At 69.9% G+C, this 25,652-nt stretch carries 26 protein-coding genes and 2 pseudogenes; 13 read left to right on the top strand and 15 right to left on the bottom strand.

Annotation, left to right across the window (positions count from 1 at the left end; translation table 11 throughout):
- Positions 1-14 precede the first annotated feature (14 nt).
- On the top strand, positions 15-671 hold the full coding sequence (locus RI578_RS16830; RefSeq protein WP_310871836.1) for a hypothetical protein: 657 nt from the start codon (positions 15-17) through the stop codon (positions 669-671).
- A gap of 53 nt (positions 672-724) precedes the next feature.
- Complete coding sequence (locus tag RI578_RS16825) at positions 725-1,711, top strand: hypothetical protein (protein ID WP_310875786.1); 987 nt, start codon at positions 725-727, stop codon at positions 1,709-1,711.
- A 25-nt stretch (positions 1,712-1,736) separates the two neighbouring features.
- Here the strand turns inward: RI578_RS16825 and RI578_RS16820 are convergent, their stop codons facing one another.
- From RI578_RS16820 to RI578_RS16785, 8 genes are all read right to left on the bottom strand, one after another.
- Positions 1,737-3,566: a protein kinase domain-containing protein gene (locus RI578_RS16820; RefSeq protein ID WP_310871835.1), complete on the bottom strand. Its 1,830-nt coding sequence runs from the start codon at positions 3,564-3,566 to the stop codon at positions 1,737-1,739.
- 209 nt (positions 3,567-3,775) lie between these two features.
- Complete coding sequence (locus RI578_RS16815) at positions 3,776-4,096, bottom strand: hypothetical protein (protein ID WP_310871834.1); 321 nt, start codon at positions 4,094-4,096, stop codon at positions 3,776-3,778.
- A gap of 28 nt (positions 4,097-4,124) precedes the next feature.
- On the bottom strand, positions 4,125-4,778 hold the full coding sequence (locus RI578_RS16810) for a hypothetical protein (protein WP_310871833.1): 654 nt from the start codon (positions 4,776-4,778) through the stop codon (positions 4,125-4,127).
- A 24-nt stretch (positions 4,779-4,802) separates the two neighbouring features.
- The gene (locus tag RI578_RS16805; RefSeq protein ID WP_310871832.1) at positions 4,803-5,429 is read right to left on the bottom strand and encodes an SMI1/KNR4 family protein; all 627 of its coding nucleotides are present in this window, start codon (positions 5,427-5,429) and stop codon (positions 4,803-4,805) included.
- On the bottom strand, positions 5,426-6,238 hold the full coding sequence (locus tag RI578_RS16800; RefSeq protein ID WP_310871831.1) for a hypothetical protein: 813 nt from the start codon (positions 6,236-6,238) through the stop codon (positions 5,426-5,428). The genes RI578_RS16805 and RI578_RS16800 overlap by 4 nt, the downstream gene beginning before the upstream one ends.
- Positions 6,235-7,836 carry a putative T7SS-secreted protein gene (locus RI578_RS16795; protein WP_310871830.1) on the bottom strand — a complete coding sequence of 534 codons (1,602 nt, stop codon included), beginning with the start codon at positions 7,834-7,836 and terminating at the stop codon, positions 6,235-6,237. The genes RI578_RS16800 and RI578_RS16795 overlap by 4 nt, the downstream gene beginning before the upstream one ends.
- Before the next feature lie 96 nt (positions 7,837-7,932).
- Positions 7,933-8,124: a DUF397 domain-containing protein gene (locus RI578_RS16790; RefSeq protein WP_310871829.1), complete on the bottom strand. Its 192-nt coding sequence runs from the start codon at positions 8,122-8,124 to the stop codon at positions 7,933-7,935.
- An 8-nt stretch (positions 8,125-8,132) separates the two neighbouring features.
- The gene (locus tag RI578_RS16785; RefSeq protein WP_310871828.1) at positions 8,133-8,984 is read right to left on the bottom strand and encodes a helix-turn-helix transcriptional regulator; all 852 of its coding nucleotides are present in this window, start codon (positions 8,982-8,984) and stop codon (positions 8,133-8,135) included.
- 216 nt (positions 8,985-9,200) lie between these two features.
- Here RI578_RS16785 and RI578_RS16780 point away from each other — a divergent pair, with 216 nt between their 5' ends.
- Positions 9,201-9,626 carry an ATP-binding protein gene (locus RI578_RS16780; protein ID WP_310871827.1) on the top strand — a complete coding sequence of 142 codons (426 nt, stop codon included), beginning with the start codon at positions 9,201-9,203 and terminating at the stop codon, positions 9,624-9,626.
- A gap of 137 nt (positions 9,627-9,763) precedes the next feature.
- A complete protein-coding gene (locus RI578_RS16775; RefSeq protein ID WP_310871826.1) occupies positions 9,764-10,009 on the top strand; it encodes a hypothetical protein in 246 nt (81 codons plus the stop codon).
- On the opposite strand, the gene RI578_RS16770 is transcribed toward RI578_RS16775, so the two are convergent.
- A complete protein-coding gene (locus tag RI578_RS16770) occupies positions 9,999-11,021 on the bottom strand; it encodes a hypothetical protein (protein WP_399063118.1) in 1,023 nt (340 codons plus the stop codon). The two genes, RI578_RS16775 and RI578_RS16770, sit on opposite strands and share 11 nt — an antisense overlap.
- Positions 11,022-11,044: 23 nt before the next feature.
- Positions 11,045-11,704: a hypothetical protein gene (locus tag RI578_RS16765; protein ID WP_310871825.1), complete on the bottom strand. Its 660-nt coding sequence runs from the start codon at positions 11,702-11,704 to the stop codon at positions 11,045-11,047.
- A gap of 305 nt (positions 11,705-12,009) precedes the next feature.
- Here RI578_RS16765 and RI578_RS16760 point away from each other — a divergent pair, with 305 nt between their 5' ends.
- The 4 genes from RI578_RS16760 to RI578_RS16745 all read left to right on the top strand — a co-directional run bounded on the left by RI578_RS16760 (position 12,010) and on the right by RI578_RS16745 (position 17,689).
- Positions 12,010-15,024, top strand: coding sequence for a BTAD domain-containing putative transcriptional regulator (locus RI578_RS16760; protein WP_310871824.1), 3,015 nt, complete (start codon positions 12,010-12,012; stop codon positions 15,022-15,024).
- Between the two features lie 32 nt (positions 15,025-15,056).
- On the top strand, positions 15,057-15,797 hold the full coding sequence (locus RI578_RS16755; RefSeq protein WP_310875784.1) for an A24 family peptidase: 741 nt from the start codon (positions 15,057-15,059) through the stop codon (positions 15,795-15,797).
- Between the two features lie 78 nt (positions 15,798-15,875).
- On the top strand, positions 15,876-17,075 hold the full coding sequence (mqnC, locus tag RI578_RS16750; protein WP_310871823.1) for a cyclic dehypoxanthinyl futalosine synthase: 1,200 nt from the start codon (positions 15,876-15,878) through the stop codon (positions 17,073-17,075).
- Positions 17,076-17,089: 14 nt separating this feature from the next.
- Positions 17,090-17,689, top strand: coding sequence for an imidazolonepropionase-like domain-containing protein (locus tag RI578_RS16745; protein WP_310871822.1), 600 nt, complete (start codon positions 17,090-17,092; stop codon positions 17,687-17,689).
- A gap of 45 nt (positions 17,690-17,734) precedes the next feature.
- Here RI578_RS16745 and RI578_RS16740 read toward each other — a convergent pair.
- A pseudogene (locus RI578_RS16740) lies at positions 17,735-18,757 on the bottom strand (chitinase).
- A 118-nt stretch (positions 18,758-18,875) separates the two neighbouring features.
- On the opposite strand from RI578_RS16740, the gene RI578_RS16735 reads away from it, so the two are divergent.
- The 3 genes and pseudogenes from RI578_RS16735 to RI578_RS16725 all read left to right on the top strand — a co-directional run bounded on the left by RI578_RS16735 (position 18,876) and on the right by RI578_RS16725 (position 20,514).
- Positions 18,876-19,409, top strand: a complete 534-nt coding sequence (locus tag RI578_RS16735; RefSeq protein WP_399060398.1) for a hypothetical protein — start codon at positions 18,876-18,878, stop codon at positions 19,407-19,409.
- Positions 19,313-19,795: pseudogene (locus RI578_RS16730) on the top strand (hypothetical protein); the annotation flags it as partial. The gene RI578_RS16735 and the pseudogene RI578_RS16730, both read left to right, overlap by 97 nt.
- A 23-nt stretch (positions 19,796-19,818) precedes the next feature.
- Positions 19,819-20,514, top strand: a complete 696-nt coding sequence (locus RI578_RS16725) for a demethylmenaquinone methyltransferase (protein ID WP_310871821.1) — start codon at positions 19,819-19,821, stop codon at positions 20,512-20,514.
- Here RI578_RS16725 and RI578_RS16720 read toward each other — a convergent pair.
- Complete coding sequence (locus tag RI578_RS16720) at positions 20,501-20,854, bottom strand: PASTA domain-containing protein (RefSeq protein WP_399060395.1); 354 nt, start codon at positions 20,852-20,854, stop codon at positions 20,501-20,503. The genes RI578_RS16725 and RI578_RS16720 overlap by 14 nt on opposite strands.
- An 85-nt stretch (positions 20,855-20,939) precedes the next feature.
- On the bottom strand, positions 20,940-21,455 hold the full coding sequence (locus RI578_RS16715) for a GNAT family N-acetyltransferase (protein WP_310871819.1): 516 nt from the start codon (positions 21,453-21,455) through the stop codon (positions 20,940-20,942).
- 47 nt (positions 21,456-21,502) lie between these two features.
- On the opposite strand from RI578_RS16715, the gene RI578_RS16710 reads away from it, so the two are divergent.
- Positions 21,503-22,837, top strand: a complete 1,335-nt coding sequence (locus RI578_RS16710) for a geranylgeranyl reductase family protein (RefSeq protein ID WP_310871818.1) — start codon at positions 21,503-21,505, stop codon at positions 22,835-22,837.
- Between the two features lie 18 nt (positions 22,838-22,855).
- On the opposite strand, the gene def is transcribed toward RI578_RS16710, so the two are convergent.
- Together def and RI578_RS16700 are read right to left on the bottom strand one after the other, a co-directional pair.
- Complete coding sequence (gene def / locus RI578_RS16705) at positions 22,856-23,518, bottom strand: peptide deformylase (protein WP_310871817.1); 663 nt, start codon at positions 23,516-23,518, stop codon at positions 22,856-22,858.
- A gap of 178 nt (positions 23,519-23,696) precedes the next feature.
- Positions 23,697-24,536, bottom strand: a complete 840-nt coding sequence (locus RI578_RS16700; RefSeq protein WP_310871816.1) for a C40 family peptidase — start codon at positions 24,534-24,536, stop codon at positions 23,697-23,699.
- Between the two features lie 753 nt (positions 24,537-25,289).
- On the opposite strand from RI578_RS16700, the gene RI578_RS16695 reads away from it, so the two are divergent.
- Positions 25,290-25,649, top strand: a complete 360-nt coding sequence (locus tag RI578_RS16695) for an NADH-quinone oxidoreductase subunit A (RefSeq protein ID WP_003974383.1) — start codon at positions 25,290-25,292, stop codon at positions 25,647-25,649.
- Positions 25,650-25,652 lie beyond the last annotated feature (3 nt).

Genomic DNA, 25,652 nt, shown 5'->3' with positions numbered 1-25,652 from the left:
GAGGTACCACTCCCATGCGCACACGTACGACGGCAGCCGCAGCCACCCTGACGACAGCGGTGGCGCTGCTGCTGTCCGGCTGCGGCGGCTCCGAGACCGAGGACTCGGCCAAGGACAAGATCGCGGGCGCGGACACGGGGGCTTCGGCGTCCGCGTCGCCGTCACCAACGGCCACCGATGACGGCATCGACCGGCCGGAGGTGACCCTGCCAGAGGGTGACAGTCTGGTCTTCGCGCCGGAAGCCACAGGGGACGCCAAGGTGGATGCCGTGCTGAAGGACAACGCCGAGTACCTCCGTGCCATTGACGAGGCGATCGGCAAGCAGAACCCCAAGTCCGAGTCCGTGGCCTTCTACAGCAAGGACTCGGCCTACATCGGCTCTGTGGAGTGGATCACCGGCTTCGTCAAGGACGGAGTCACTGTGACGGGTACGGTCCGCTACTCCGACCGCAAGGTGACGTTCAGCAAGGACGGCTCGGCCGGACTGACCTACTGCGCCGACGAGTCCAAGGGCTACACCAAGGACATCAAGAGCGGGAAGGTCAATGTCACGGAGGCGACCAAAAACTCGTACGTCCTCTACAACGACCGCTTGAGGAAGAACGCCAAGGGCGTCTGGCAAACGACCAAGAGCACTTCGGAGCGTGGGAGTGAGGTCTGCCAGCCGTGAACCGCGTCGCCAGGTCCGCAACGCTGGGCACTGCCGTCGCTCTGTTGGTCACGATGCAGGCCGCGCCGCTCGCCTGGGCAGACCGCACGACCACGAGCGGCAAGAGCAAGGACGCCGAGGGCGGCCGCAACGGGCGCACCATGTACGTCCAGACCAAGGTGCAGACCACAGTCAACGGGAACAGCAGCACCGCCAAATCGGGCACCCTCTCGTCCGCTGACAGCAACTGGACGCCTCCGGCCTGCTGGTACGAGCCCGCCTTCTCCCCGAAGCAGATCGAGAAGACCGTCAAGTTGTGGCGGAGCATTGATGGTGTGCCGCTCATCGGGGGCGTCGGGGACTTTGTCGGCGACACTCTGGACCACCGGTACAAGGACGGCCACCCGTACAACGACTACAACCTCGACAAGCAGGGCGAGGGCATGTTCTGGGCGGCCGCGGTCAACCCCAATCGCAAGGACGACCCTGAAGCCAGCGCCTGCGACAAACCGCCGTTCTGGGTCGGCGATGCCGAAACACCCGACGAGCCTCTCGCTCTCACCCCCCAGGTTCTCGCCGAGTACGCCTACGACGAACTCCCGGTCCCCGGAACCGAGATCGAGATGAAGCCGACCGGGACGACGAAGGTCAACCTCCCCACCTGGATCTGGCTGGACAAGGCCAAATTCAAGAAGATCTCGGTCACGGCCAGCCTCCCCGGCACGGGTCTCTCCGCGACCACCACCGCCGAGCCCGTCTCCCTGCACATCGACCCGGGCACGAGCGACGCCCAGACATACCCCGCGTCCGGCGACTGCGAGATCAACGCCGACGGCAGCATCGGCGAGCCGTACGCGAAGGGCAAGGCGGACGACACCCCACCCTGCGGCGTCACCTACCTCCGCGCCTCCGGCTCCGACGGCTCGTACCCCTTGCAGGCGACCGTCACCTGGAACATCTCGTGGACCAGCACCACGGGCGAGGGCGGCGACCTCCCGGAGGGCACGTTCGGCGCGACGCAGGACGTGACGGTGCAGGAGATCCAGTCGGTCAACCGCTGAGGTCAAGGCCGTGCCGGAGCCACGGTCACTCGGGCTTCCACTGGGTGGCGGTCATGACGTAGGTACGCAGGTTGTCGTTCTCCGCGCTCTCCTCGTTGACCTTGGTGATCCACAGGTGGCTGAGCGCACCGTCGCTGGATTCGATGCAGAGGGCGGTGCCCGCCTTGAGGACCGAGTCGTCCCTGATGCTGCTGAGCGGGATCGGATTGGGCAGCGTGGCGGCACGGGCCGCGTCGCGGCAGGCCGTCGGAGTGGGGCGGCGTTCGGTGGTGGTGCCGAACGAGCCTCCGTCGTCGGCGAGGCGGATGCCGTTCAGCTTGATCGGGTCCGGACAGTCGGTGTACGTCAGCCAGCCGCCCGACGTCGGGACGTAGGACCCGTTGGTCTTCAGCGAGAGGTCGTTGACGTCCAGCGTGGTGACGTCGGAGGGACTGCAGAGCGTGCCGGAGCCGACGTCCTGGGCGTTCTCGATGTACTGGGGCGCCCTCAGAACCAGGTTCTTGTTCCGCACGCTGACTTGCCACCCCGGCTCCGACCTCGGCATCTCCTCAGTCGCCGACGCACCCGCCCCGGGATCCCGTCCGACCGCGCCGTCGGCCGCCACGGAGGCGGAGGAGGACGGGCCGGAGGGGCCGCCGGACGCCGTACCGTCGTTCCCGGAGCCGTCGTCCGCCAGGAGCTGGTACGCGGCGACCGAGCCCCCGCCGATCGCGAGGACCCCGATGACGGCGACCGCGGCGAGCAGCGGGCCACGCCGGCGCCCGGACGACGTGCCCGGTGCGGGGTGCGGAGGCTGGGACGGCGCGGTGGGCGCCGAGGCCAGGAACGCCCCGGCGGGGGAGTTCGCGGGCCGTGTGGGGGCCGCGGCGGCGAAGGCGTCGCGAGGCGGCAGGCCGGGCTGAGTGGGGACAGGCGGGACTGCATCGGCCGGAGACGGAGACGGGGACGGGCCTGCGGCCGCGTACAAACGCAACGTCTGCTCCTGCTGGGCGATCTGCCGGGCCACAGGCGTCGGCAGCCACCAGCCCTCGTGGCGAGCCAGCCCATCCGTCCCCGCCAGTGTGTGGCACGCCTCGACGACCTGCGCCGGCGTCGGCCGCGCACTCGCCTCCTTGGCCAGGCAGGCGGCGACGAGGCCGCGCAACTCGCCGGGGCAGGCCGTCAGATCCGGCTCGTTGGACACGATCCGGTAGAGCAGCGCGGGCGAGGACCCCTCCCCGAAGGGATGGCGTCCGGTCGCGGCGAAGTAGGCGACGAGCCCGAGCGCGAAGACGTCCAGGGCCGGTGTGACGTCACCGCCCATGGCCTGTTCCGGAGCCATGTACGCGGGTGTGCCGAGTCGTACGTCCGTACCGGTCAGCGCGGTCGTGTCGGCCGCGCGGGCGATCCCGAAGTCGATGACGCGTGGACCGTCCGAGGCCAGCAGCACGTTGGACGGCTTCAGGTCACGGTGGACGACACCAGCCGCGTGGATGGTCTGCAGCGCCTCTGCGATGCCCGCGACCAGTTGCAGCACCGTACGCAGGGGCAGCGGGCCGTGCTGGTACACCGCGGAGGCCAGGGAGGGACCGGGAACGTAACCGATGGCGAGCCATGGCTCGGGCCCGTCGGTCAGACTGTCGAGGACGGGCGCGGTGTAGGGCCCCTGCACACGGCGGGCCGCGGCCACCTCGTGGGTGAAACGCTTGCGGAACTCAGGATCCTGGGCGTAGTCCCGCCGTACGACCTTCAGGGCCACCGGCTGCCCACCACGGGTGTGCGACAGGTACACGACCCCCATGCCGCCCTCACCCAGGCGCGCACGCAGTCGGTAACCGGCTATCTCCCGGACGTCGTCGGGCGACAGCGCTTCCATCGAGAGTCCTTCCGCGAGCGTGTTGGGTTAGTCATGGTACGGAAGGGACTGGAGAGTGCTGGAGGAGGCTGTGAACCGCGACCGGCTGTCGGACTCCGGTCCACCGGCGCCGAACCCGGGCCTGCCGAGGGGCTGCGGTCTACGCCGGGCCGTTCCGGCCGGAGGTAGTCGACGAAGCGACTCCCATCGTGCTCCGCCGACGACCGCCCTTACTTCCCGCCCCGCTTGTCCTCCGTCTTCACGGCCTCGTTGACCTGCTTCGTCAGCTCGTCGTCGAGCTTCTTGAACTCGCGGACGACGGCGTCCGACATGTCGCCGAGCGCGTCGAGCTGCTGGGTGATGTCCTCGCGGCCGTCCTCCCAGTTTGACTCGAAGTCGCCGAGGGCGTCGTTGACGCTGCCGTCGCCGATGTCGTCCTTGTACGACTCGAAGAGCTTCTTGGTGTGGTTCAGCCGCGTCTTGAGCGAGCGCAGGCGGCGCCCGTAGTCCTCCAGCTCGGTCAACGGCAGTGCGAGGTCGCTCTTGCCCATGGCTCGGAGTTCCTCTCTGCGGATCAGGTCAGACGAAACGGAAGGTGCTGGTCACGGCATCGAAGATGTCGTGGAACGCCTCGGCGAGGTCCAACACCGGGCTGGCCCCGGAGACGAGCACGACCTGGGCGTTGGTTCCAGGGACGGGGATGTACGTCTGGGTCAGCACCATACGCAGGGTACGACTGTCGCCCTGAGCGACGGGCACGTCCTCGACGCCGTACGTCCGCGCGGCCGTACCGACTTCGGGGACGTCCACGGTCGTGACCTTGCGCCAGGCGTCGCCCTCGCGTCGAGGGGTGATCGTACGGAGGCTCTCGGCGATGGCCCGTGGGTCGGTGGAGAGGGTGACGCCCTGCTTGTTTCGGGCGCCGATGACGGACACGGTGACAGTGGCGGAGAGCGGGACGCCGTCGAAGTTCTCGGCCATGGAGACCATGTAGAGAGCACCGGAGTCGTGGGCGTCCTTGGCCATGCTTCGGAGCATGGTGGTCAGATCAGGGCGGTAAGGCGCCAGCTCGGGAATCTCGCGGACCCGCTCGTCGACCAGGCCCCGGATGGTCGCCTCCCGCCCCTCTGGGCGGATGTCGAACTCCCACCACGACGCGGGGGCGGAAAGCGAGAACCCGAAAGGCGTCGCCGGTATGGGCGAAGCCCCGTCGGTTGGTATGTCGTCCGGCATTGTTGCTGGCTACCTCATGATCGATCAGTCGAAGTGCAGGCGGATGTGCGCGCCGTCCGGGAGGTCCTTGATCTGCTGGGCGACCGGGCCTCTGACACGCATGGCGGCAGCGCCGTCTCTCACCACGAGATTGTCGAATTCGTAGCCACCCCCGGCCACGAAGAATTGCAGGGGAATCAGGCGTTCGTTCGGCTCCAGCGCGCCGTTCTGCCGTTGCCACTCGAGGGCCAGTCCTGCGGTGGCGTTGACCGCCGGGTCGTCCTGGACCCACGCTGCCCAGTCCTCCAGCGAGGACCCGATGACCGTACTGTGCGCAGTTTCCGGATCGAATCTCAGGATCCTGTCCCCGCCCACGATGGCGTGTTGCGTTCCGAGTACGTCCTGCGCGAAGCAGAAGGACTGGTCGGCCAGGCCGCCGTACGTCGCCTTCCACGTCTCGGAGTCGTTCCAGGTGACCAGGTCGGGGCCGAGGCCCTCCGGACCGGCGTGGAAGACCTGCAGTCCCGCGTTGTAGGCGAAGAATCCGTTCAGCTGCGACAGGACGTCGCCCAGCTCCTTCAGCGGACCGGATTCAGTGCCGAGGTCGACTTCAACGCGTGGTCCCAGGGGCCCGCGGGCGCGGTCCAGGAGTTGTGTGAGAGCGGACGTCACGGCGCTGTCCCTACTGGCTCGATGGGGTGGGTCAGGTAATGGTGCCGGACGCGGTCGGTCACCGCCTCGCGCAGTACGGGCTGGAGCACAGGTCCCTCGGGAAGGATGTCCCACAGCTCGAGGGGGTGCCAGACGTCCAGAGCACGTACGAGTACTTCCTCGGCGTCGGACGAGGAGCCCGTGTACTGGTACCAACCGGCGAGCCACAGCGCGCTCTCGAAGACGGGAGGTTCGCCGAACTCGTGCAGGTTCCGGCCGAGGTCGAACCGGTTGGCGTTGCGTACGGCCTCCCACAGCACGCGCCGCTCCGACGTGCCGAGGTTCCCGTAAGGGCGCCCCAAATGCCCGGTGGCAGGACCGGTCACCTCGGCAGAGGGGCCCCCGCAGGTCTGAGGGCTGGCGAGCAGGCGTTCCAGGGGGCGATCCGCCATCGCCTTGACCAGCCAGGCCAGCCGACGGCCCAGGACGCTCTTCTCGGGCACACCTGTGCGGAGCCGTTGCATGCGCGGCGCGGCCTTCACACCGGCGTACTTCTCGGCAGCGAGAAGGGCCATGTCGAAGGGAATATCCATGCGCGTGAGCGATTGACCGGTCGCTCCCCTGGCGAGGATCACTTCCTCGGCGAGATCGGCGGCCTCGGTGAATCGGTCCTGCCAGAAGAGGATCTCGATGGCACAGGCGGCGAATGAGCCCGCCTGGTCCGTCGTGGTGGTGTGTGAACGTGCGAGATCGATCAGTTCCGCTACGACTTCGCGCCGGTCTTCGCGATATGCCTTGTGCAGCGGTGAGGGTTCGGATTCGGCACTCATATGGTTCCTGGCAGATCTGTCGGGGTTATTTTGATCTTAGCTCCCTCTGGCAGGCCGCGAAGACGATTGCCCATACTGGAGCCGGCGCCTTGATTGTCGCCCGAGGCGATGTACTTCACACTTGCTCCATCGCCACCCTCCTTGAACATCGCCGGCGGGTACTCGTCACGGTCCAGTTTCTCCCCGCCCCGGGCCGGTATTCCTCTCAGCGAATCCTCGCGGTTGGCGTCCGCGCCCGCGCGGTCGATGGTCAGGACATCGGGCTTGGGCTCGCCTTCCGTCATACGGTCGCCCCGCCAGATCTTGCCTTCCTGCGCATCTTTGATGTGTTGGGCCGACTCGGGCCAGCGATTCGCTGTGAGCTTGATCTCCTTGACATAGGAGGTCGTGCCCTGCTGGAAGGCCGCCACCCGGGAGGCGATGTCCATGGGATTGCCGCCGCCCACGGCCAGTGCTCCGCCGGGACTGACCCGCACAGCGGCCAATTCCGGTGCGGCAGACCTGGCCGCGCGCAGGCCGTTGAGAAACTTCCCGCCTTCGTAGGATATTCGGTTTCCAACACTGCGGAGGGAGTTGGCGGTGTTCTTCAGTCCGCCGCCAATTCCTCTCATGGCGCCGCCACCGAGCGCCTTGAGCCCCCCGGTCTTCCACAGTCTCCCCAGTTTGGCCAGGCTGGTGAAACCCTTTGTGGCCGGAATGCAGTCCAGGGCCGCCCACAGAAGATCGCCCCAACCGGCTTCGCCTTTGATGACTTTTCTTATCGTGTCGGCCATCACCACAAGCGCCGCCGCGAAGACCAACCACCCCAGCGGTCCACCGACGATCATCACGATGATCCCGGCGATGGCCACGACCCACTTGCAGATGGTGACGATCTCGTCCCAGTGGTCGGAGACCCAGTCGCCGATCTCCTCCCACCAGTGCCGGTTCGGGATACCGGCGTCGGAGGCCTCCTTGAGCTTGGTCACCGTCCGTCGGGCCGCCTCTTCGCGGAGGCCCTTGGCCTGACCGGCCAGTTTCTTCGCAGCGTCCAGGGCACTCTGCGCGCTCTCGACGTTCCGTTCGGCCGCGGCCTGGCGTGCGTTCGCGTGCTGGGCGTCGCGAGTGGCGCGGCGGACGTCGGCCTCATCCGGTTTCGGGACGTCCTTGCCGCCGTTCTTGGCGGGGTCGTAGGAGTCCACCTTCTCGGTCGCGGTGCGGACCCAGTCGTTGGCTCCCGACAACGCCGTCTGCGCGGTGGTGAGTTCCTCGCGGGCCTTGCGGCCGTCGCGCAGCGCCTTGTCGGCCTTCTCCTGTGCGTCTTGGAGATCGGGCCAGAAGGTGGCCAGCGCGTCTCCGGCCAGGTCGTACGACTTCTTCAGCTTGCGCAGCTTCTTCGGGGCGTCCTCGAACTCCTCGGCGAACACGTCCGCCGTCTTGCCCGCCCAGGAGAGGATCTCCTCCTCCTTGGCGATGCCCTTGAGGTCGCGCAGGACGTCGGACACGTCGTCGGCGAAGTCGTGCAGGGTGCCGGCGAGTTTGCGAATGCGGTCCGGGTCGCCCGGCGTCGGATCCTTCTCCAGGTCCAGTACATGCCAGTCCGTCGGCCTGTGCGACACCGTGTTCTCCCCCGTACACGTGCGATGCCTACCGCTTGGAACGCGCGTACGAACTTATCGCATGTGCTGTCGCATCGTGTGCTGGGTGGGGCGAGATCAGGTGGAGACCGTCTTGAGGCTCTGGACGAGGGCGGTGAAGGATCCGACCGGGACGGTCACCATGCCCTTGGACGGGTCCTTCGAGTCGCGTATCGCGACGCGGGTTCGCAGAGTTGCTATCTCCACGCAGGTGTTGCCGTCACCACCGCCGGAGTACGAGGACTTCCGCCAACTCACGGTCTCAGTCATGACGCGCCTCAAAGTTCCTTCGCCAAGCGGTGGATGAAGTCTCGCGACGCCGCAGGGGCCAGCGACGCTTTCTCCACCTTACGGAACAGTGTTCGAAGCTGCTTCAGTTGCGGTTCCGCGTCGATGAAGGCTGTCCCGGTGGGGAAGTCACGGAGCACGGTGTCCAACTGGGCCACGGGTCCACAGGCGTGCATCATCGAGGCGTCGGCACCGGCGAAACCGTCCTGGGCGGTGGGGATGACGCGTACGGTGGCGTGACCCGCTTCGATCCGTTCCAGGACCTGGCGGAGCTGTGCCTGAGCCACCTGACGGTCGGCCACTCGGACCCGTAGGGCGAACTCGTGGATGATCGTCTCGTACGGTGTCGGGTCGTCACCCTCAATCACCGAGCGCCGTCGCATTCGGTGCTCCACCCGTGGGATCAGTTCGCTTCCGGGCAGCCCCGGCATCATGTACGTGTACACAGCGCGGGCGTAGTCGGCGGTCTGAAGCAGGCCAGGAACATGCGTGATCACGATCTCGCGCAGAGCCGTCGCATGGTGTTCGACTTCGGCGGTGTCCGAGAACACCGGAGGCAGCACGCCTCGGTACTCCTCCCACCATCCACGGGTGCGGTCGGTCGCCATGGCCACGAGGGCCTCGATCAGTCCTTCGTCCGTGCAGGCGTAGTGAGCGGCCAGACGACGTACCCGTTGGGCGCTCACACCCGCGACCCCGGACTCGATCTGGCTCATCTGGACCGAGTCGGCTCCTAGCAGCTCGGCTGCTTCCTTGGACTTCATGCCCATCGCCTCGCGCAGTTTGCGCAGCTCAGCGCCCAATCGCACCCTGCGGGCCGTGAGATGCCTCTTCGGCGGCAACCGACGCCTCCTGGTTCCAACTACTCGGCTCAAGTACCTCGTTCGAGCGTCAGAATACGGCAGCCGCTTGCAACTTCCTAAAACTAGGAAATACCGTCGGTGACGTGACGCACACAGTGCGGCATTGCCTGGCGCCGGAAGTGCACCGTTTCGTCATGCCCTGACGGCGCGGCGATGCCACCGGTCACCGTCCCCTTCGTCGAGTGGAGTTCAGTCATGCCCGAAATCCCGCCGACCGACCCGGCCGCCCCCTGGGAGTACACCCTCTACATCCCGAACGACCTGCGCGCCGTCACCGTCTGCCGCCGCACCCTCCGGCTGATCCTCACCATGCACGGCCTGATCCGCCTCGTGGACACCGCCGAGTTGCTCGCGACCGAGCTGGTCTCCAATGCCGTACGGCACACCAAAGGTCCCGCCGCGCTCCGGGTGCGGTGGGCGGCCGGCGTGCTGCGGATCGGGGCATGGGACGCCGACCCGGAACCGCCCGAGCCGCCGGGGAGGGCGGAGGCGCTCGTCGATGCGGAGGAGGGGCGGGGGCTCGCGCTCGTGCGGGCGTGCGCGGACGTGTGGGGGTGGCAGCCGCTGGCCAGGGGCGGGAACCGGGGCAAGTACGTGTGGTGTGACCTTGTCGCGGCGTAGCGCGTTGATCGCGTCGTACCGGAGCGGAACTGATGGTCGGCTCGTCGCACGAGGCGCTGCACTGAGTGCGTAGCAGAACGTGCTGCGGATTCCGTTGCTGGGCTCGCGTGACTATCCGTTCGCGGAGGGAGAGGCTCGTGCCTAGGAAGATTCGCTACTTCTTCGACAACCCGGTGGCTGAGCAGGTGCGCGAGGAGGGCCGGGTGGAGGGCCGGATCGAGGCACGTGCCGCGATGACGCTCCGCATCCTGGAGTGGCGGGACATTCCCGTGTGCTTCGCTCTGCGGGAGCGCGTGCTCGACTGCTACGACCTCGACCAGCTCGAAGTCCTGGCCCGGCGCGCGATGACGGTGGAGCGGGCCGAGGATCTGTTCAGCGGTTGATGGACTGGATCTCCTGGACTTCCATGTCCTGCGTCGTCTCGAAGGTGCCGTCCGGCAGGTCGCCCGCGGCACCGCCGTTGCCCTCCCAGGAGATCTCCCAGGTGACCGATGCCTCCAGCTGGTACGGCTCGCCGTTCGAGGCGCGGAGGTAGCGGATGCCGCACGGCGGGGTCTCGTCGGCCTTGCCCTTCGTGTACGGCGTGCCGATGGAGCCGTCGGCGTTGATCTCGCAGTCGCCGGAGGCGGGGAAGGTCTCCGCGTCGTCCGTGCCGGGTTCCAGGTGGAGGGCGACGGGCTTCGCGGTCGTCTCGGCCCACAGGCCCGTGTTGGGCAGTTCAGCGCGGACCTTGACGTCCTTGAACGTGCCCTTGTCCAGCCAGACCCAGGTGGGGAGGTTGACGGTGGATTTGGTCTGGGGTTTCAGCTCGACCTCGGTCTCGGGAACCTCGACCTTGTCGTAGGCGTACTCGGCGAGGATCTCCGGGGTCGGAGCGTTCGGCACATCGGGGATCTCGCCGGCGTCCTGCCAGAACATGAGTCTGTTGCAGAGGGACGTGTCGTCGAGAGCGGAGAGGCTCGGGGCGACTCCGCGCCAGAAGAACCCCTTCTCTCCGAGGTTGTAGTCCTTGTAGCCCTTCACGGACGACGGGGTGCCGAAGTAGTTGGTGGCGGCCTTGCCGTCCTTGAAGTGGTCGGTCCACAGTTCGGATCCGTACCACCCCTGGCGGAGACTGACGTCACCGCCACCGTCGGTCTCCGCGAAGTCCTTCAGTTGTTCGGGCGTGAATACGGGTTCGTACCAGCAGGGTGGGGGCTCCCAGTTGACGTCGGTCGACGCCAGGTTGCCCCGCCGCCCGCCAGTAGGGCCACTCACCTGCGTGATCTTGATGCTGGTGTGCTGTGCCGAGGCGGTCAGTTCACTGCCCTCGGCTTCGCCTCTCGTGCCGGAGCCGCCGAAGGCGTGGGCAGGAGCTGAACAGCAGACTGCGGTGACCAGTGACGCTGTGAGCAGGGGCAGCCCTTTGTAACGAGCCCTCACTTCGCGCACTCGCCCCGCTCCGAACGGACGGACGCGTTCTGCCACACGCCCTGGCTGCTCTTCCTGAGCGTGACCAGGTAGTACACCTCGGGATCCATGTCCGCGGGATTCCCTTCGACCTTGCCGGTCTTCCGGTGCTTGGTGTACGCCTCACTCTCGTCCGTGCAGTAACCGAGAGACGCCGTCGTGCCGCCGTCGAGCACGGTGACCTTGGGGTCGAAGACCGGGAGCTTGCCGATCACCGTCACGTTCTTGTCCGTGTACGACTTGATCCACTTCTTGCTCTGCGAGCGGCCGGAGTCGGTGTCGTAGAAGGCGACGGCTTCGCTGTCGGGATCGTTGGCGATGATCGCGGCGTACCCGGCCCGGAGCTCTTCCTTGGCGTCGTTGAGTACGGCCTGTTGTCGAGCGTCGCTGCTCGTCCAGTCTTGGAAGGTCAGTTGGAAGCTACTGGGAAGCTTGATCACCGGTCGCTCGACGCCGGGCGGCGTCGCTGAGGATGCCGTAGCCGACGGCGCGGAGCTGCTCGCCCCCGTCCCCGCCCCCTTGATGTCGTCCGACGACGCGTCGTCGCCGCCTCCGCCGCAGACGGTCAGTAGCAGGGCCGCTGTCGCGGTGAAGGTGGCGGCGGTGGTCGTGAGGGCGCTGCGGGCCACGGTTGGTTCCCCCCCGGGGTACGACGTGTGCGACAGGGAACGAAGCTATCAGGGCGAGGTGCAGGGGCCCTGGGCGGTTTCTGGGGATTGTGTGGGGGGCGTGAAGGGGTGACCGACGTGTGGTCGACGTCATGGGACAAAGGACGTAAAGGGGACCGTGGTTGCGACGGCGTCTCGCGGTGGCCCTTCGACGGTGTCGGTGTGAGTCCATAAGATCTCTGTAGGCTCAGCACACCCCTCATACCGGACGCTCCAGCCGCCCTCCACATACGTCCACACACGACACACGACCCGGGAAACCCGCCATGCCTCGACGCCGCACCACCAGCTCGTCAAGCTCGACGGGCTCGACGGGAAGTTCGCCGGCTCCGAGGAACCGGACGCCCCAACCGGTGCGGGTGCGGCGGCGGTCGTTCGGGGACTTCGTCAAGGCCTTCCTCGCCTTCGCCGTGCTGCTCGTGCTCGTCGTCGGGGTGCCCCTCGCGCTGGCCGTGACCGCAGGGTGGCCGTTGCCCGACGGAGCGCCCGGCCTCGACTGGCTGCAGCGTGAGATCACCGTCTACACCTTCCTGCACATCCTGACTGTCGTCGTCTGGTTCGCGTGGGCGCAGTTCACCGCCTGCGTGCTCGTCGAGGTGAAGGCCGCGCTGTCCGGCGTCGGGGTGCCGGGGCGGGTGCCCGGGTCCGGGCCCAGTCAGCTGCTCGCCCGGCAGCTCGTCGCCGCCCTGCTGCTCGTCGGTGCGACCGCGGCGAGCCTCACGCCGGGGCTGTCGCAGCTCGGGCAGAGCCTGGAAGGGAACCAGCAGCCGTCCGTCGCCGCCGCCCAGCAGACGCCGGGACTCTTCGCCCAGCAGCAGGAGCAGGCCGCCAGTACGGCGAACGCCCTCGCCGGGCAGGCCGGGCAGGCCGCGGCCCGTGCCGACAGCGGCTCCGCCGCGCACGGCGACACGAAGTACTACCGGATCCAGCCGCCCGAGGGACGCCACCACGACTCCCTCTGGGAGATCGCCGACCGGCACCTCGGTGACGGGCGCAGGTACAAGGAGATCTTCGAGCTCAACAAGGACCGCGTGCAGCCGGACGGGTCCAAGCTCTCCGAGGCGTCCTTGATCCGGCCCGGGTGGATCATGGAGATGCCCGGTGACGCCCGCGGCGGCGAGCTCGTCGAGCTGCCCGACGAGGCACCGAGCGTCTCCGAGCAGGTGCAGCAGCAAATCAGCGACTACGCGCAGACCGGCGACCAGGCGCAGGGAAGCGGCGGAGCCGGCGCCGGCTCCGGAGGCGGCGCCCAGGGCGCCGGTGACGCCCAGGTCTCCCTGCCCGAGCAGCGGCCCGCGCCCGGCCCCGCGACGCCCGCCACGCCCGCGAACCCGGCCCCCGCGCCCAGCACCGGCCAGGAGCACGCCGCCACCCCCGCGGAGGCCGGGCGCTCCTTCGGGCTCCCCGAGGCCCTCCTCGCCGCGCCTCTCCTCGCCGCCGGTCTCCTCGGCGCCCTCGGCCGCCGGCGCCGGCAGGCACTGTGGCAGTCGGCGCTCGGCAGTGTCGGCGGACGGCGCGGCATGGAGCCGCCGACCCCGACCGGCGACGCCCAGGACGCGCAGGACGCGCTGCTCGTCGGCGCCGACCCCGAAGGCGTACGCCTGCTGGACCGGTCGCTGCGCGGACTGGCCGCCGCGCTCGCCGCCGAGTCGCGGCCGCTGCCCGTCGTGTACGCGGCCTGGATGAGCAGCAACGGCGACCTGCACCTCCAGCTCGCCCAGCCGGCCGGCAAGCCGCCGACGCCCTGGCAGCTCGGGCAGGACCAGACCTTCTGGATGCTGGCCCGCGCCGACGCCGAGGGGTACGAGGACGCCGACACGGCCGCGCCGTACCCGGGTCTCGTCAGCCTCGGCACCATGGACGACTCCCGGCTGCTGCTCAACCTGGAGGCCGTGCCCGGCCTCGTCTCGCTCAGCGGTACGGAGGCCGACCGGGCCGCAGTGTTCGCCTCGGTCGCCGCCGAACTGGCCACCAACGGCTGGTCGGACCGTATGACCATCACGCTCGTCGGGTTCGGCGACGACCTCACGCCCCTCGCGCCCAACCGGATCCGCCACCTCGACGGGTTCGAGGACCTCTTCGAGACCATGTCCGCCGAGACCCGGCAGCGACGCGGCGCCCTGGGTGCCGCCGGGCACGACTCCGTACTCACCGGCCGTACCGGGCCCGCCCAGCACACGCGTTGGGCGCCGCACCTCGTCCTGCTCGCCGCCCAGCCGTCCGACGAGGACGCCCTGCGGCTCGCGGAACTCGCCGCCGACGCCAGCCGCCTCGGTATCGGCTACCTCGTCGGCACCGAGGGCACCGACCTGCCCGGCGCCGCCTGGGAGATGGAGATCACCGGCGAGGGCCGGCTGCTCGCGCCGCTGCTCGGGCTGGAGCTGGAGGCCCAGTTGCTGCCGGCCGCGCAGCAGCGGGCCGTCGTCGAACTGTTCACCGACGCCGACCCCGAACGCGGGCGCGGCGGACCGGCCAACACCCCGCCGTTCCTCGTCGACATCAGCGAGCAGGGGCGGCCCGCGGTGTACGCCCGCCTCGTCGGGTCGTACGAGATCATCGGCCTGGAGGCGCCCGACGGCGACCGCAGCGCCCAGCTCCACGAGGCGCTCGCGCTGCTCCTGCTGCACCGCGAGGGCGTCCATCCGCGCGTGCTGGCCTCCGCGCTGTGGCCTCGCGGCGCGACGGAGGACGTGCGCGACGCGCTGCTGGAGCGGTTGCGGGCCTGGCTGGGCACCGACCCCGACGGCACGCCGAGGCTCGGCACCGACGCCGGCGGACGTCTCACGCTCGCCAAGTCCGTCGTCTCCGACCTCGACGTGCTGCGCTCCCTCTACTACGAGGCCACGCAGGGCCGGGGCGTCGACAGCCGCCAGGTGCGCGGCCGGCTGCTCACCGACGCGCTGGTGCTGGTGCGTGGGCCGCTGCTCGCCGACCGGCCGGAGGGCCGCTACCGCTGGCTCACCCACGAGATCATCGACGCCCAGCTCCCGCTGCTCGTCGCGGACACCGGACTGGCGCTCTCCGAGTTCCACCTGGAGAGGAACCGCGCGGAGAAGGCCATCGAGGCGCTGAACGCGGCGCTGCGCACCGCCCCCGCCGACGAGCGCCTGTGGCACGAACTGCTGCGCGCCACGCACGCCACCGACGACACCGGACGGCTCCACACGCTCGCCGCCGACCTCATCGGCCGCAGCGGTGCGCGCGGCCTGCCGCCGCGCACCGAGGCACTGCTCGACGAGCTGCTGCCGACCTGGCGTGACGGCGTCGCCGCCGCCGGGTGACCATCCATCTCCCGGTGGACACCGATCTCCTGATGAACATCGATCTCCTGATCGTCCTGGCCGCCGCGCTCTGGGGTGCGGCGGCCGGCGCGCTGCTGCCCCGCGCGGCCTACCGGTTCTCCGCCCCCTCGGGGGAGGCGTGGCGCGAACGGTGCCCGGACGGCGCGCATCCCGTCCGGGGCTGGCTCGGGCGGGCGCGGTGCGGGCAGTGCGAGGCCGGGGCCGCCTTCCACGGCCCCGGCACCGCCGTACTCGCCACCGTCACCGCCCTCGTCTGCGCCGCCCTCGCCGCTGCCACCGGGACCCGCCCCGAGTTGGCGGTCTGGCTGCTGCTCGCCCCGGCAGGCGTGCTCCTCGCGGTCGTCGACCTCCGGGTACGGCGGCTGCCCGATCCCCTCACCCTGCCCCTCGCCGGCGCCGCACTCGTCCTCCTCGGCCTCACCGCCCTCGTGCCCGAGCACGCCGGGGAGTGGACCACCGCCCTGCTGGGCGCCCTCGCCCTCGGCGCCGGCTACTTCGTGCTGTTCCTCATCAACCCGGCCGGCATGGGCTTCGGCGACGTGAAACTGGCCCTCACGGCCGGTGCGGTCCTCGGCTGGTACGGCTGGCCGACGGTGATGCTCGGCACCTTCGCCGGGTTCCTGCTCGGCGCGCTCTACGGCGGCGCCCTCGTCGTCGCCCGGCGGGCGGGGCGCAAGACGGCCATCCCGTTCGGTCCGTTCCTGATCGCGGGCGCCTTCCTCGGCGTCCTCGCGGGGGCCTACGCGGCCTGAGCACTGACCCGTGAAAGGCCTGGCGTACGCTGGGCAGGTCCGTCCACAACCCTTACGAACTCTGCGAAAGGGACGCCGGTGACCGAGAAGGCCGACCTTCAGCCCATCCTCGACCGCGCCGCCGCCGGTGGGCGGATCACCCCCGAGGAGGCGCTCGTCCTCTACCGCGACGCCCCGCTGCACGCACTGGGCGCCGCCGCCGACGCCGTACGCAGGCGCAGGTACGCCGGTACCGAGCACATCGCCACGTACATCATCGAGCGCAACATCAACTACACGAACGTGTGCGTCACGGCGTGCAAGTTCTGCGCCTTCTACGCGGCCCCCAAGGACACGAAGAAGGGCTGGTCCCGCGACCTCGACGACATCCTGCGCCGCTGCGCGGAGACCGTCGAGCTGGGCGGCACGCAGATCATGTTCCAGGGCGGCCACCACCCGGACTACGGCGTCGAGTACTACGAGAAGCACTTCGCCGCCATCAAGAAGGAGTTCCCGCAGCTCGTCATCCACAGCCTGGGGGCGAGCGAGGTCGAGCACATGGCGCGGATCTCGAAGGTGTCGGTCGAGGAGGCGATCCAGCGCATCCACACCGCCGGGCTCGACTCCTTCGCCGGGGCCGGTGCCGAGCTGCTGCCCGAGCGGCCGCGCAAGGCCATCGCGCCGCTCAAGGAGTCCGGCGAGCGCTGGCTGGAGATCATGGAGATCGCGCACCGGCTGGGTGTCGAGTCGACCTCCACCATGCTCATGGGCACCGGCGAGACCAACGCCGAGCGCATCGAGCACCTGCGCATGATCCGGGACGTGCAGGACCGCACCGGCGGCTTCCGCGCCTTCATCCCGTACACCTACCAGCCCGAGAACAACCACCTGAAGGGCCGCACGCAGGCCACGCTCTTCGAGTACCTGCGGATGATCGCCATCGCCCGGCTGTTCATGGACAACGTCGCCCACATCCAGGGCTCCTGGCTCACGACGGGCAAGGAGGTCGGCCAGCTCTCCCTGCACTACGGCGCCGACGACCTCGGCTCGATCATGCTGGAGGAGAACGTCGTGTCGTCGGCCGGTGCCAAGCACCGCTCCAACCGGCTGGAGATCATCGACCTGATCCGCAAGGCGGGACGCGTCCCGGCGCAGCGCGCCACGACGTACGAGCACCTCGTCGTGCACGACGACCCGGCGAACGACCCCGTCGACGAGCGGGTCGTGTCCCACATCTCGTCCACGGCCATCGAGGGCGGCACGGCCCACCCGGAACTGAAGCTGCTCGCCTCCAACTGAGGGCTGTCGCTTCCGTGTTGACGATCCACACCTGCGAAGCCTCGCCCGAGACGGCCGTCGTGGTCGACGGCGCGCGTCTCGCCGCCGTCGGCCCGTACGAGGCACTGGCCGCCGACCACCCGCGGGCGCGGGTGCGCCGGTGGCCCGGCATCCTGACGCCCGGACTGCTCAACCCGTACGGCCCGGAACTGCTGGAGCAGGCCTACCACCCCGACCCGCGTGAGGCGGACCGGCTGGGTACCGAGCCGATCTTCGGGGAGCGCGCGCTCGCCCTCCTCGGTGCGCACGCGTCCGCGCGGGGCGCCAGCGCGCGCCGAGGAGTACAACGCATGCTGGCGCACGGAACGGTCGCCGTCGCCGGAGAGCTGCGAAGCCGCGCGGCCCTGGACGCGGTGCGCGGAGCGGGGCTCGCCGTGGCGGCGCGTCCGGCCACCCTGCCCGGGCCCGCGTCCTTCTCGCCGGTCCCGCTGGTGCTGCTTCCCGCACTCGCCGCCGGGAAGCCCGCCCGGTTCGCGGTGTTCGACGTACCCGACCGGGCCGCGCTCGTGCGGGACGGCGCGTCCACGTGCGTGGCCACCGTCGTGGGCGGCCGTCTGGTGTACCGGGGGCGCTGAGCGCGCGGTCCCACGGGGCTCGCCCGTAGGGCTGGCCCGACAGGCCTACGCGCCGAACGCCGTCCCGAACGCCCCGTCCTCCTGCTCCACGCCGCTGCACGTGGTGAGCGCGTCGGCGGCCGACGCGTCCTCGGCGCACCGCTTGTCCCGGAAGGCGGCCCAGACCGAGACCCACGCGATGCCCTTCTCCTCGGCGAACGCGCGCACCTCCGACGCGTCCGCGAGGGTGAAGGTCTCGCCGGCGACGTCGTTGACGCCGAGCATCGAGGTGAGCGCCATGCCCCGCCAGGCGTCCGCGTCCGAGGTGCCGAAGACCTCGCGGAGCTGCGTGTGCGCGGCCTCGGCCTAGGTGAGGGCGTACTCGCCCATGTCGCCGTCGTAGGACTCCCCGTAGTTCATGGTCATGAGGTTGACCGTGGAGACCTGTACTCCGTGGTCGTTGGCGGACGCGAGCAGCGTCAGGGAGTCGGCGTCCAGGCCCGAGGGCATCACCGGGAGGGTGAAGGAGACCTCCAGGCCGTCGCGTTCCTCCTGGAGCAGCGCGATCGCCTCCGAGCGCAGGACGACGGAGTCCGTGTCGGTCAGCGCGCCGCCCTCGATGTCGAAGTCGGCCCGGGTGGAACCGACCGCGTCCAGGGCCTCGCCGTACGCGTGCGCCAGGTCGGCCGCGCTGCCGCAGGCCGCCGCCAGTTCCGTCCCGGAGGCTCCGCCGAAGGAGACGCGGACGTCGGCGCCGGACTCCTTCAGCTTCGCGACGCGTGCGGCGACGGAGGTGTCGTTGATGTCCCGGACACCGTTCCAGCGCGGGACGCAGTCGTCGCCGGAGGAGATGACGAACGCCAGGTTGTACGTCGCCGGGGAGCCGCCGGAGTCGGTCGCGGAGGCCGTGGTGGCGCTGACGTAGGGGGCGTAGGCGGTGACCGGCGCGGACGGCTCGGACGGTGCCGTGGTGTCCCTCTCCTCCGTGGCGCCTGTGTCGCCCGCGCCGTCGTCCGGCCCGGCGCAGCCCGCGGTGGCCAGGGCGAGCAGCAGGGCGTACCCGGCCGCCGCCTTCCGACACGCCCTCATGTGCGGCACGCTCCGTTCCCGCCGTCTCACAGGGGGCGGACAGGCTGCGCGGCTTTTCACCGAGATCTCACAACGAGGTCAGAGTTGGCGGCAGGCAAAGCTCTCTAACGTCCGGGGCATGCAATCCGAGCCTGCCTTCGCCTCCCGCGCCGCGCCGCGCGGTCGCCGTCGCAAACGCGGCAACGGGTCCGCGGAAGGGCCCGTGTTCGTCGACAACTCCGGACGCCGGGCCCGGCTGCTGCGCCGGCTGGGACTCCTCGTCGGCGTGGTCTGCGTCGGCTACGCGGCCGTCCTGGGCCTTGCCTTCATGGGCATCGGCACCTCCGTGTCCCCGTCCTCGCTGCTGCCCTTCGGGGGCGGCCAGGACGCCGGCCCGGGTCCCGGCGGCGGTGCGGGGCCGCAGGGCGGCCTGATGCCGACGGGCACGCCACCCACCGGCGCGGCCACCCCGCCCACGGGCGGACCCAGCGGCGCGCCCACCGCACCCTCCGGCGCCACCGCCTCCGCCACCCCGAGCACCACCGCCTCCGCCCCCGCCAGTGCCGCCACTCCTACGGCGGCTGGTACGCGTTCGCGCACCGGGCCGAGTACGGCACCTACGACTTCGGCGACATCCCGCTCGCCCAGGCCTTCTGGTCGGCCGGCTTCGTGACGCTGCTGATGTACGCCGAGACCCGGTTCGGCACCGATTCCGCCGGGCTGTCCCGGCTGTCCCGGATATCCCTGCTGCGGCGGCTGCGGCGGCTGCGGCGGCTGCGATGGCTGCGGCGGCTGCGGCGGCCGTGGTGGCCGGCCCGGCTGGTCGGCGTCCTCAACGCGCGAGCCGTCACCGTCTACCTCTGGCACGTGATCGCGCTGGTGGCCGCCGTTCCGCTGATCGACCGGTTCTGGGAGGTGCCCGCCTTCGAGGCGTACCTGCCGCTGGACAGCCAGTGGTTCCTGCCGGGGGTGGGCTGGGCCCTGATCGCGGGGTTCGTGCTGCTGTTCGGACGGGTGGAGGACGTCGCCGCGCGGAAGAGGCCGCGCCCGCTGCCGTGAGCCCGTGCTGCAACAATGGGCCCGTGACCCGCGCTTCCCTGAACAAGCAGCCGCACGAAGTCGCCTCGATGTTCGACCACGTCGCGGAACGGTACGACCTGACGAACGCCGTGCTCTCGCTCGGCCAGGACCGGGTGTGGCGCAAGGAGGTCGCCAGAGCCGTCGACGCCCGTCCGGCGCAGAAGGTCCTCGACCTCGCGGCCGGCACCGCGACCTCCTCCCTGCCCTTCGCCCGCACCGGCGCCTACGTCGTCCCCTGCGACTTCTCCCTCGGCATGCTCCAGGTCGGCAAGGAGCGGCACTCCTGGCTGCCGTTCACCGCGGGCGACGCGACCCGGCTGCCGTTCCGGGACGACACCTTCGACGCGGTCACCATCTCCTTCGGGCTGCGCAACGTACAGGACACGGACGCCGCGCTGCGCGAGATGCACCGGGTGACGCGGCCCGGCGGCCGGGTCGTCATCTGCGAGTTCTCGCACCCGACCTGGACGCCTTTCCGGACCGTCTACACCGAGTACCTGATGCGCGCGCTGCCGCCGGTGGCCCGTGCGGTGTCGTCCAACCCCGACGCGTACGTCTACCTCGCCGAGTCCATCCGCGCCTGGCCCGACCAGCCGGCGCTCGCTCAGCGGCTGGGCAAGGCCGGCTGGTCCCGGGTGGCGTACCGGAACCTGACGGGCGGCGTGGTGGCGCTGCACCGGGCGTTCAAGGAGAGCTGAGGACCGCGCGGCGGGGCGGCTCGCCCGGCTCGGCCAGCTCTCGCCGGAGCCCGCCCCGGGGCGGACCCGGCACCCGCGGCTCCCGGATGCCCCCGCCGCCCTCGCCCTCCCCGAAGTCGAACCACACGTACACCTGCGACTCCCGCGGCACGTGCGCGCCCGGCTGCGGGTACTGGCGTACGACGTAGTCGACGACGGCGAGGTGGAGGTCGGGCCGGTCCGGCGCGTGCAGGGACAGGCCCTGCGCCCGGGCCGCCTCCCGCGCGTCGACGGCCATCAGGCCGACCAGGCGCGGTACGCGCACATCGGCTCTCTTGGGTACCAGGCGCACGGACGTCACCCCCCAGCGGTACCCGGCAGAGTAGCTCCGCGGGGCACTGCCGGGAAGCGTCAAGTGGCTTACTGTGACAGTCGGTTACTTTCTGTCACGCGCCTTGCAGGGGGAGTCGGTAGCAGTACCCCTGCTGCTGCGAGACCGGGGTCGTGAAGACCTCGTCGAGCCGCATGCCCAGCCGCTCCGTGACCGCGATGGACCGGGTGTTGCGCGCGTTGACCATCGCGACCACCTCCGCCACACCCGCCGCCCGCACCCGCTCCAGGGTCTGCCGGGCCGCCGCCGTGACGTACCCCTTGCCCCAGTGCGCCCGTCCGAGGCGCCAGCCGATCTCGATGTCGCCCTTGGGGCCCCAGTCCTGCGGCCACGGCTGGGCACCGGTGAAGCCGATGACCCGGCCGTCCTCGTCCACCATGGTCCACAGGCAGAAGCCGTGCTCGGCGTCGTGCCGGCGCTGGCGGGCGGTGAGCTCCTCGTAGACGGACAGCTCCGCGGACCTCCCGCCGTGGAACTCCATGACGTCCGGGTCGTCGAAGATCCGGTGCCAGGCGACGGCGTCCTCGTCGGTGGGGACGCGCAACCGTACAACGGGGGAAGCTCGGTTCACTGGGCAGCCCTTCAGCCGGGTGATCGGTGACGCTGAATAGACTGCCCATGTCCAGTGCCCGTCGGCACGCAGATTTTCGAACCTGGGGAGATCCCGCCGTGACCGAGCCCCTCTCCGACAACACCGCCGATGTGATCGTCGTGGGCGCGGGGCCAGCCGGCTCCACGACCGCGTACCACCTGGCCAAGGCCGGGCTCGACGTCCTCCTGCTGGAGAAGACCGCGTTCCCCCGGGAGAAGGTCTGCGGTGACGGCCTGACCCCGCGCGCGGTCAAGCAGCTCGTCGCCATGGGCATCGACATCTCCGAGGAGGCCGGCTGGCTGCGCAACAAGGGCCTGCGCATCATCGGCGGCGGCTCCCGCCTTCAGCTGGACTGGCCGGACCTGGCCTCCTTCCCGGACTACGGACTCGTCCGCAAGCGCGACGACTTCGACGACCAGCTCGCCCGGCAGGCCCAGAAGGCCGGCGCGCGCCTGTACGAGCGCTGCAACGTCGGCGCCCCGATCGTGGACGACCGCACCGGCCGCATCACCGGCGTGCACGCCAAGCTGGGGGAGGACAAGCGCGAGGTCACCTTCCACGCCCCGCTGGTCGTGGCAGCCGACGGCAACTCCACGCGGCTGTCCCTCGCGATGGGCCTGCACCGCCGCGAGGACCGTCCGATGGGCGTCGCGGTCCGCACGTACTTCACCTCGCCCCGCCACGACGACGACTACCTGGAGTCCTGGCTGGAGCTGTGGGACCGCCGCGGCGCCCAGGACCGCCTCCTGCCGGGCTACGGCTGGATCTTCGGCATGGGCGACGGCACCTCGAACGTCGGCCTGGGCGTGCTGAACACCTCCAGCTCCTTCAAGGAGATCGACTGGCGCGAGATCCTGAAGGCCTGGTGCGCCTCCATGCCGGAGGACTGGGGCTACACCCCGGACAACATGACCGGCCCGATCCGCGGCGCCGCCCTGCCCATGGCCTTCAACCGCCAGCCCCACTACACCAAGGGCCTGCTGCTCGTCGGCGACGCCGGCGGCCTGGTGAACCCCTTCAACGGCGAGGGCATCGCCTACGCCATGGAGTCCGGCCAGATCGCCGCCGACGTCATCGTCCAGGCACACGCCCGGGCCACGCCGTCCCAGCGCGAGATCGCCCTCCAGCGCTACCCGCGCGTCCTCAAGGACACCTACGGCGGCTACTACACGCTGGGCCGCGCCTTCGTGAAGCTCATCGGCAACCCGAAGGTCATGCAGATCGCGACCCAGCGCGGCCTCACCCACCCCATCCTGATGAAGTTCACCCTCAAGATGCTCGCCAACCTGACGGACCCGACGGGCGGCGACGCGATGGACCGCATCATCAACGGACTGAGCAAGGTCGCGCCGAAGGCCTGACGGGCCTCGCGGCTCCGGTCAGCGCCGGGGCCCGGTGAGGCCGCCGGAGTCCCCGTCGAGTTCGAGGGCCCGGGCGTTGGCGGCCCGGCGCGTGAGGACCTCCTCGCGCCGGTCCGCCGACTGCCGCAGTGCCGCCCTGCGGTCGCGCGCGGAGAGCCGGTCCAGGTAGACGTGCCCGTTCACGTGGTCGGTCTCGTGGGCGAGGCAGCGCGCGAAGTAGCCGGTGCCCTCGACGACGAGCGGCTCGCCGTCCTTGTCCAGGCCCCGCACGACGGCCCGGTCGGGGCGCGGTACGGCCATGACGGCGCCCGGCACCGACAGGCATCCCTCACTCTCGTCGAGCAGCCGCCGCGCGGCCGGATCGAGGGGCTCCGGCACCGGATTGACGATGTGCCCGACATGTCGGACACCGTCGTCGTCGGGGCAGTCGTACACGAACAGGCGCAGATCGACGCCCACCTGATTCGCCGCCAGCCCGCAGCCGTCGGAGACGTACATCGTGCGGAACATGTCGTCGATGAGCGCGGCGAGGTCGGGCCCGAACTCGGTGACGTCCCGGCACGGCTTGTGCAGCACCTCTTCGCCGGTCTCGGTGATACGCCGCACCGACCCGCGCCGGGCCTCGGGCGCGAGCGGGGGGTAGGCGGCGGTGGGCCGCCCCTGTACGAACACGCTGGGCATGACGTTCTCTCCTTCGGCTCGTGGACGGGCCGGTGGGGATCCGGCCCGTCCACGAGCATGTCAGGAGCGCCCGCGGGGCCGCAGCCCCCGAGCGGCTGCGGCCCTGCGTGAGTCGTACCCGGGCTCCGCCGGAGCCCGAGCGTGTGTGCGCTGCGAGTGTGCGCCGCGTGGGTGCGTCCTAGAGCACGCGCACCGCGCCGCTCGGCGGGTCGTAGTCCAGCGACGCCTTGACGACGCCGGTGGAGGAGTTCTGCGCGCCGACGAACATGCCGTCGCCGACGTAGACGCCTACGTGGTACGCGCTGCCCGCGCCACCCCAGTACAGGATGTCGCCCGGCTGGAGGTTGCTCAGTCCCACCTGGGTGCCGGCGGTCGACTGGGACTGGGAGACGCGCGGCAGGTCGACGCCGACCGACTTGAAGGCGGCCTGCACCAGACCGGAGCAGTCCCACGAGTTGGGGCCGGTGCCGCCGGAGACGTAGGCGTCGCCGACCTGGGACTGCACGAAGGCGACGACCGCGGCGGCCGAACCGGTGGCCGTGGACGTGGACGTGCTGCTGCCGGCGCTGCTGCCCGAGCTGTCGGAGGACCCGGTGTCCGCCGAGGCGCTCAGGGTGGCGCGCTCGGCGCTGCGCGAGGCTCGCTCGGCGGCCGCCTTGCGTGCGGCCTCCTCAGCCTTCTTCTTCTCCTCCGCGGCCTTCTTCTTGGCGTCGGCGAGGTCGGCCTTGGCTTCCTTGGCGGCCTTCGCGGCGGCCGCGTCACGCTCGGCCTGCAGCTCGTAGCTCGCGGCCGCCTGCTGCGTGACGTCCGCGGACTGGGCGACCTGAGCGGCCAGGTCGGCCGTCAGGGTGGGCAGTTCGAGGGTCTGCGTCACCGGTTCGGCCGCGTTGGCCGAACCCGACGCCCCGGCCACTGCCAGGGTGCTGAGGACGCCACCGGCAACTCCGGCCCGCATCGCGATGGTCGACGCGCTGCGGCGGGGTTTCCGGTGGCTGCGTATGTGAGCGGTGTGGGACATAGGGACAACCGGTATCAGGAGCTCCTCCATACCTTCAAGAAACGTGTGCTGCGCCACAGTTGTTCAATCGGGCCCCGAATCCCGGGCGTGTCGCTCCTTATTGACGCCCTAACGGACATTGCGGGCGGCCCGTGACCGGCCTGTGATCACGCACTTTGATCGTTACGCCCGAATTGCCCCGCGCTTACCACTCGTTGGGACAGTTGGCCAAGCCCGGTTCTCAGACGTCTCTCATGAATGTGGCGCAGGTCACGGAACGGTTGCCCCGTCGGCCGCGTCCGTGGCGCGCGACCGCCCTCGCGGCGCTCGTGAACGCGTGCACGTGTCCACATCGCACCCCGCCCCTCCCTCTGATGTGTGAACGCGTCCTCTACCAAGGGTTCGCGTCCAGCACCAATTTGCATGCAAGAGAAGCATCTTGATATTGAGACGCCCGCCACCCGCAGCCTCTGGCCAGCGGCGACGAGCGAAAATGTCACCTCTGGTGATCACCTGAACGCTTCTTGTGTGAAGATCACCGCTCATCCGACTTCATGATCGTTCGTCAGGTGGTGAAGATCACAAAGCTTGTGCAATACCCCGTGTCGCAGATCACAGAGCGGCAGGCATAAGATGCGAGGCAGTTGGGCTTGTGACCTGCTTCACATGTTCGCGATCTTCGCCGGGACGAGCGGAGCTCGTGGGGCTGTTGGGGCGGCTGTGAGTCCAGTGCAACCGCCAGCAGTCAGTGCCGACTGAGAGGAGCGAGGAGCGGTGAACGCCTATGCGCCCATCCTCGTACTGGGAGCCCTCGGGGCAGGCTTTGCGATCTTCTCCGTGGTCATGGCCACGCTGATCGGTCCGAAGCGGTACAACCGGGCGAAGCTCGAGGCCTACGAATGCGGCATCGAGCCGACCCCCACGCCGGCCGGCGGCGGGCGCTTCCCCATCAAGTACTACCTGACGGCGATGCTCTTCATCATCTTCGATATCGAGATCGTCTTCCTCTATCCCTGGGCCGTCACCTTCGACGCCCTGGGGATTTTCGGGCTCGTGGAGATGCTGCTCTTCGTGCTCACCGTCTTCGTCGCGTACGCGTACGTATGGCGGCGCGGCGGCCTGGAATGGGACTGAGGG

This window comes from Streptomyces sp. BB1-1-1, assembly GCF_031597775.1.
Lineage (GTDB): Bacteria > Actinomycetota > Actinomycetes > Streptomycetales > Streptomycetaceae > Streptomyces > Streptomyces thinghirensis.
This window is presented reverse-complemented; position numbering and strand designations above follow the sequence as displayed.

What these genes read in the sequence shown, in the direction of transcription:
- RI578_RS16700 (WP_310871816.1), bottom strand. Translation starts at nt 24,536, where the DNA reads ATGTCCCACACCGCTCACATACGCAGCCACCGGAAACCCCGCCGCAGC.
- RI578_RS16735 (WP_399060398.1), top strand. Translation starts at nt 18,876, where the DNA reads ATGCAATCCGAGCCTGCCTTCGCCTCCCGCGCCGCGCCGCGCGGTCGC.
- RI578_RS16755 (WP_310875784.1), top strand. Translation starts at nt 15,057, where the DNA reads ATGAACATCGATCTCCTGATCGTCCTGGCCGCCGCGCTCTGGGGTGCG.
- RI578_RS16820 (WP_310871835.1), bottom strand. Translation starts at nt 3,566, where the DNA reads ATGGAAGCGCTGTCGCCCGACGACGTCCGGGAGATAGCCGGTTACCGA.
- RI578_RS16825 (WP_310875786.1), top strand. Translation starts at nt 725, where the DNA reads ATGCAGGCCGCGCCGCTCGCCTGGGCAGACCGCACGACCACGAGCGGC.
- RI578_RS16710 (WP_310871818.1), top strand. Translation starts at nt 21,503, where the DNA reads ATGTCCAGTGCCCGTCGGCACGCAGATTTTCGAACCTGGGGAGATCCC.
- RI578_RS16800 (WP_310871831.1), bottom strand. Translation starts at nt 6,238, where the DNA reads ATGAGTGCCGAATCCGAACCCTCACCGCTGCACAAGGCATATCGCGAA.
- RI578_RS16810 (WP_310871833.1), bottom strand. Translation starts at nt 4,778, where the DNA reads ATGCCGGACGACATACCAACCGACGGGGCTTCGCCCATACCGGCGACG.
- def (WP_310871817.1), bottom strand. Translation starts at nt 23,518, where the DNA reads ATGCCCAGCGTGTTCGTACAGGGGCGGCCCACCGCCGCCTACCCCCCG.
- RI578_RS16790 (WP_310871829.1), bottom strand. Translation starts at nt 8,124, where the DNA reads ATGACTGAGACCGTGAGTTGGCGGAAGTCCTCGTACTCCGGCGGTGGT.
- RI578_RS16760 (WP_310871824.1), top strand. Translation starts at nt 12,010, where the DNA reads ATGCCTCGACGCCGCACCACCAGCTCGTCAAGCTCGACGGGCTCGACG.
- RI578_RS16780 (WP_310871827.1), top strand. Translation starts at nt 9,201, where the DNA reads ATGCCCGAAATCCCGCCGACCGACCCGGCCGCCCCCTGGGAGTACACC.
- RI578_RS16815 (WP_310871834.1), bottom strand. Translation starts at nt 4,096, where the DNA reads ATGGGCAAGAGCGACCTCGCACTGCCGTTGACCGAGCTGGAGGACTAC.
- RI578_RS16830 (WP_310871836.1), top strand. Translation starts at nt 15, where the DNA reads ATGCGCACACGTACGACGGCAGCCGCAGCCACCCTGACGACAGCGGTG.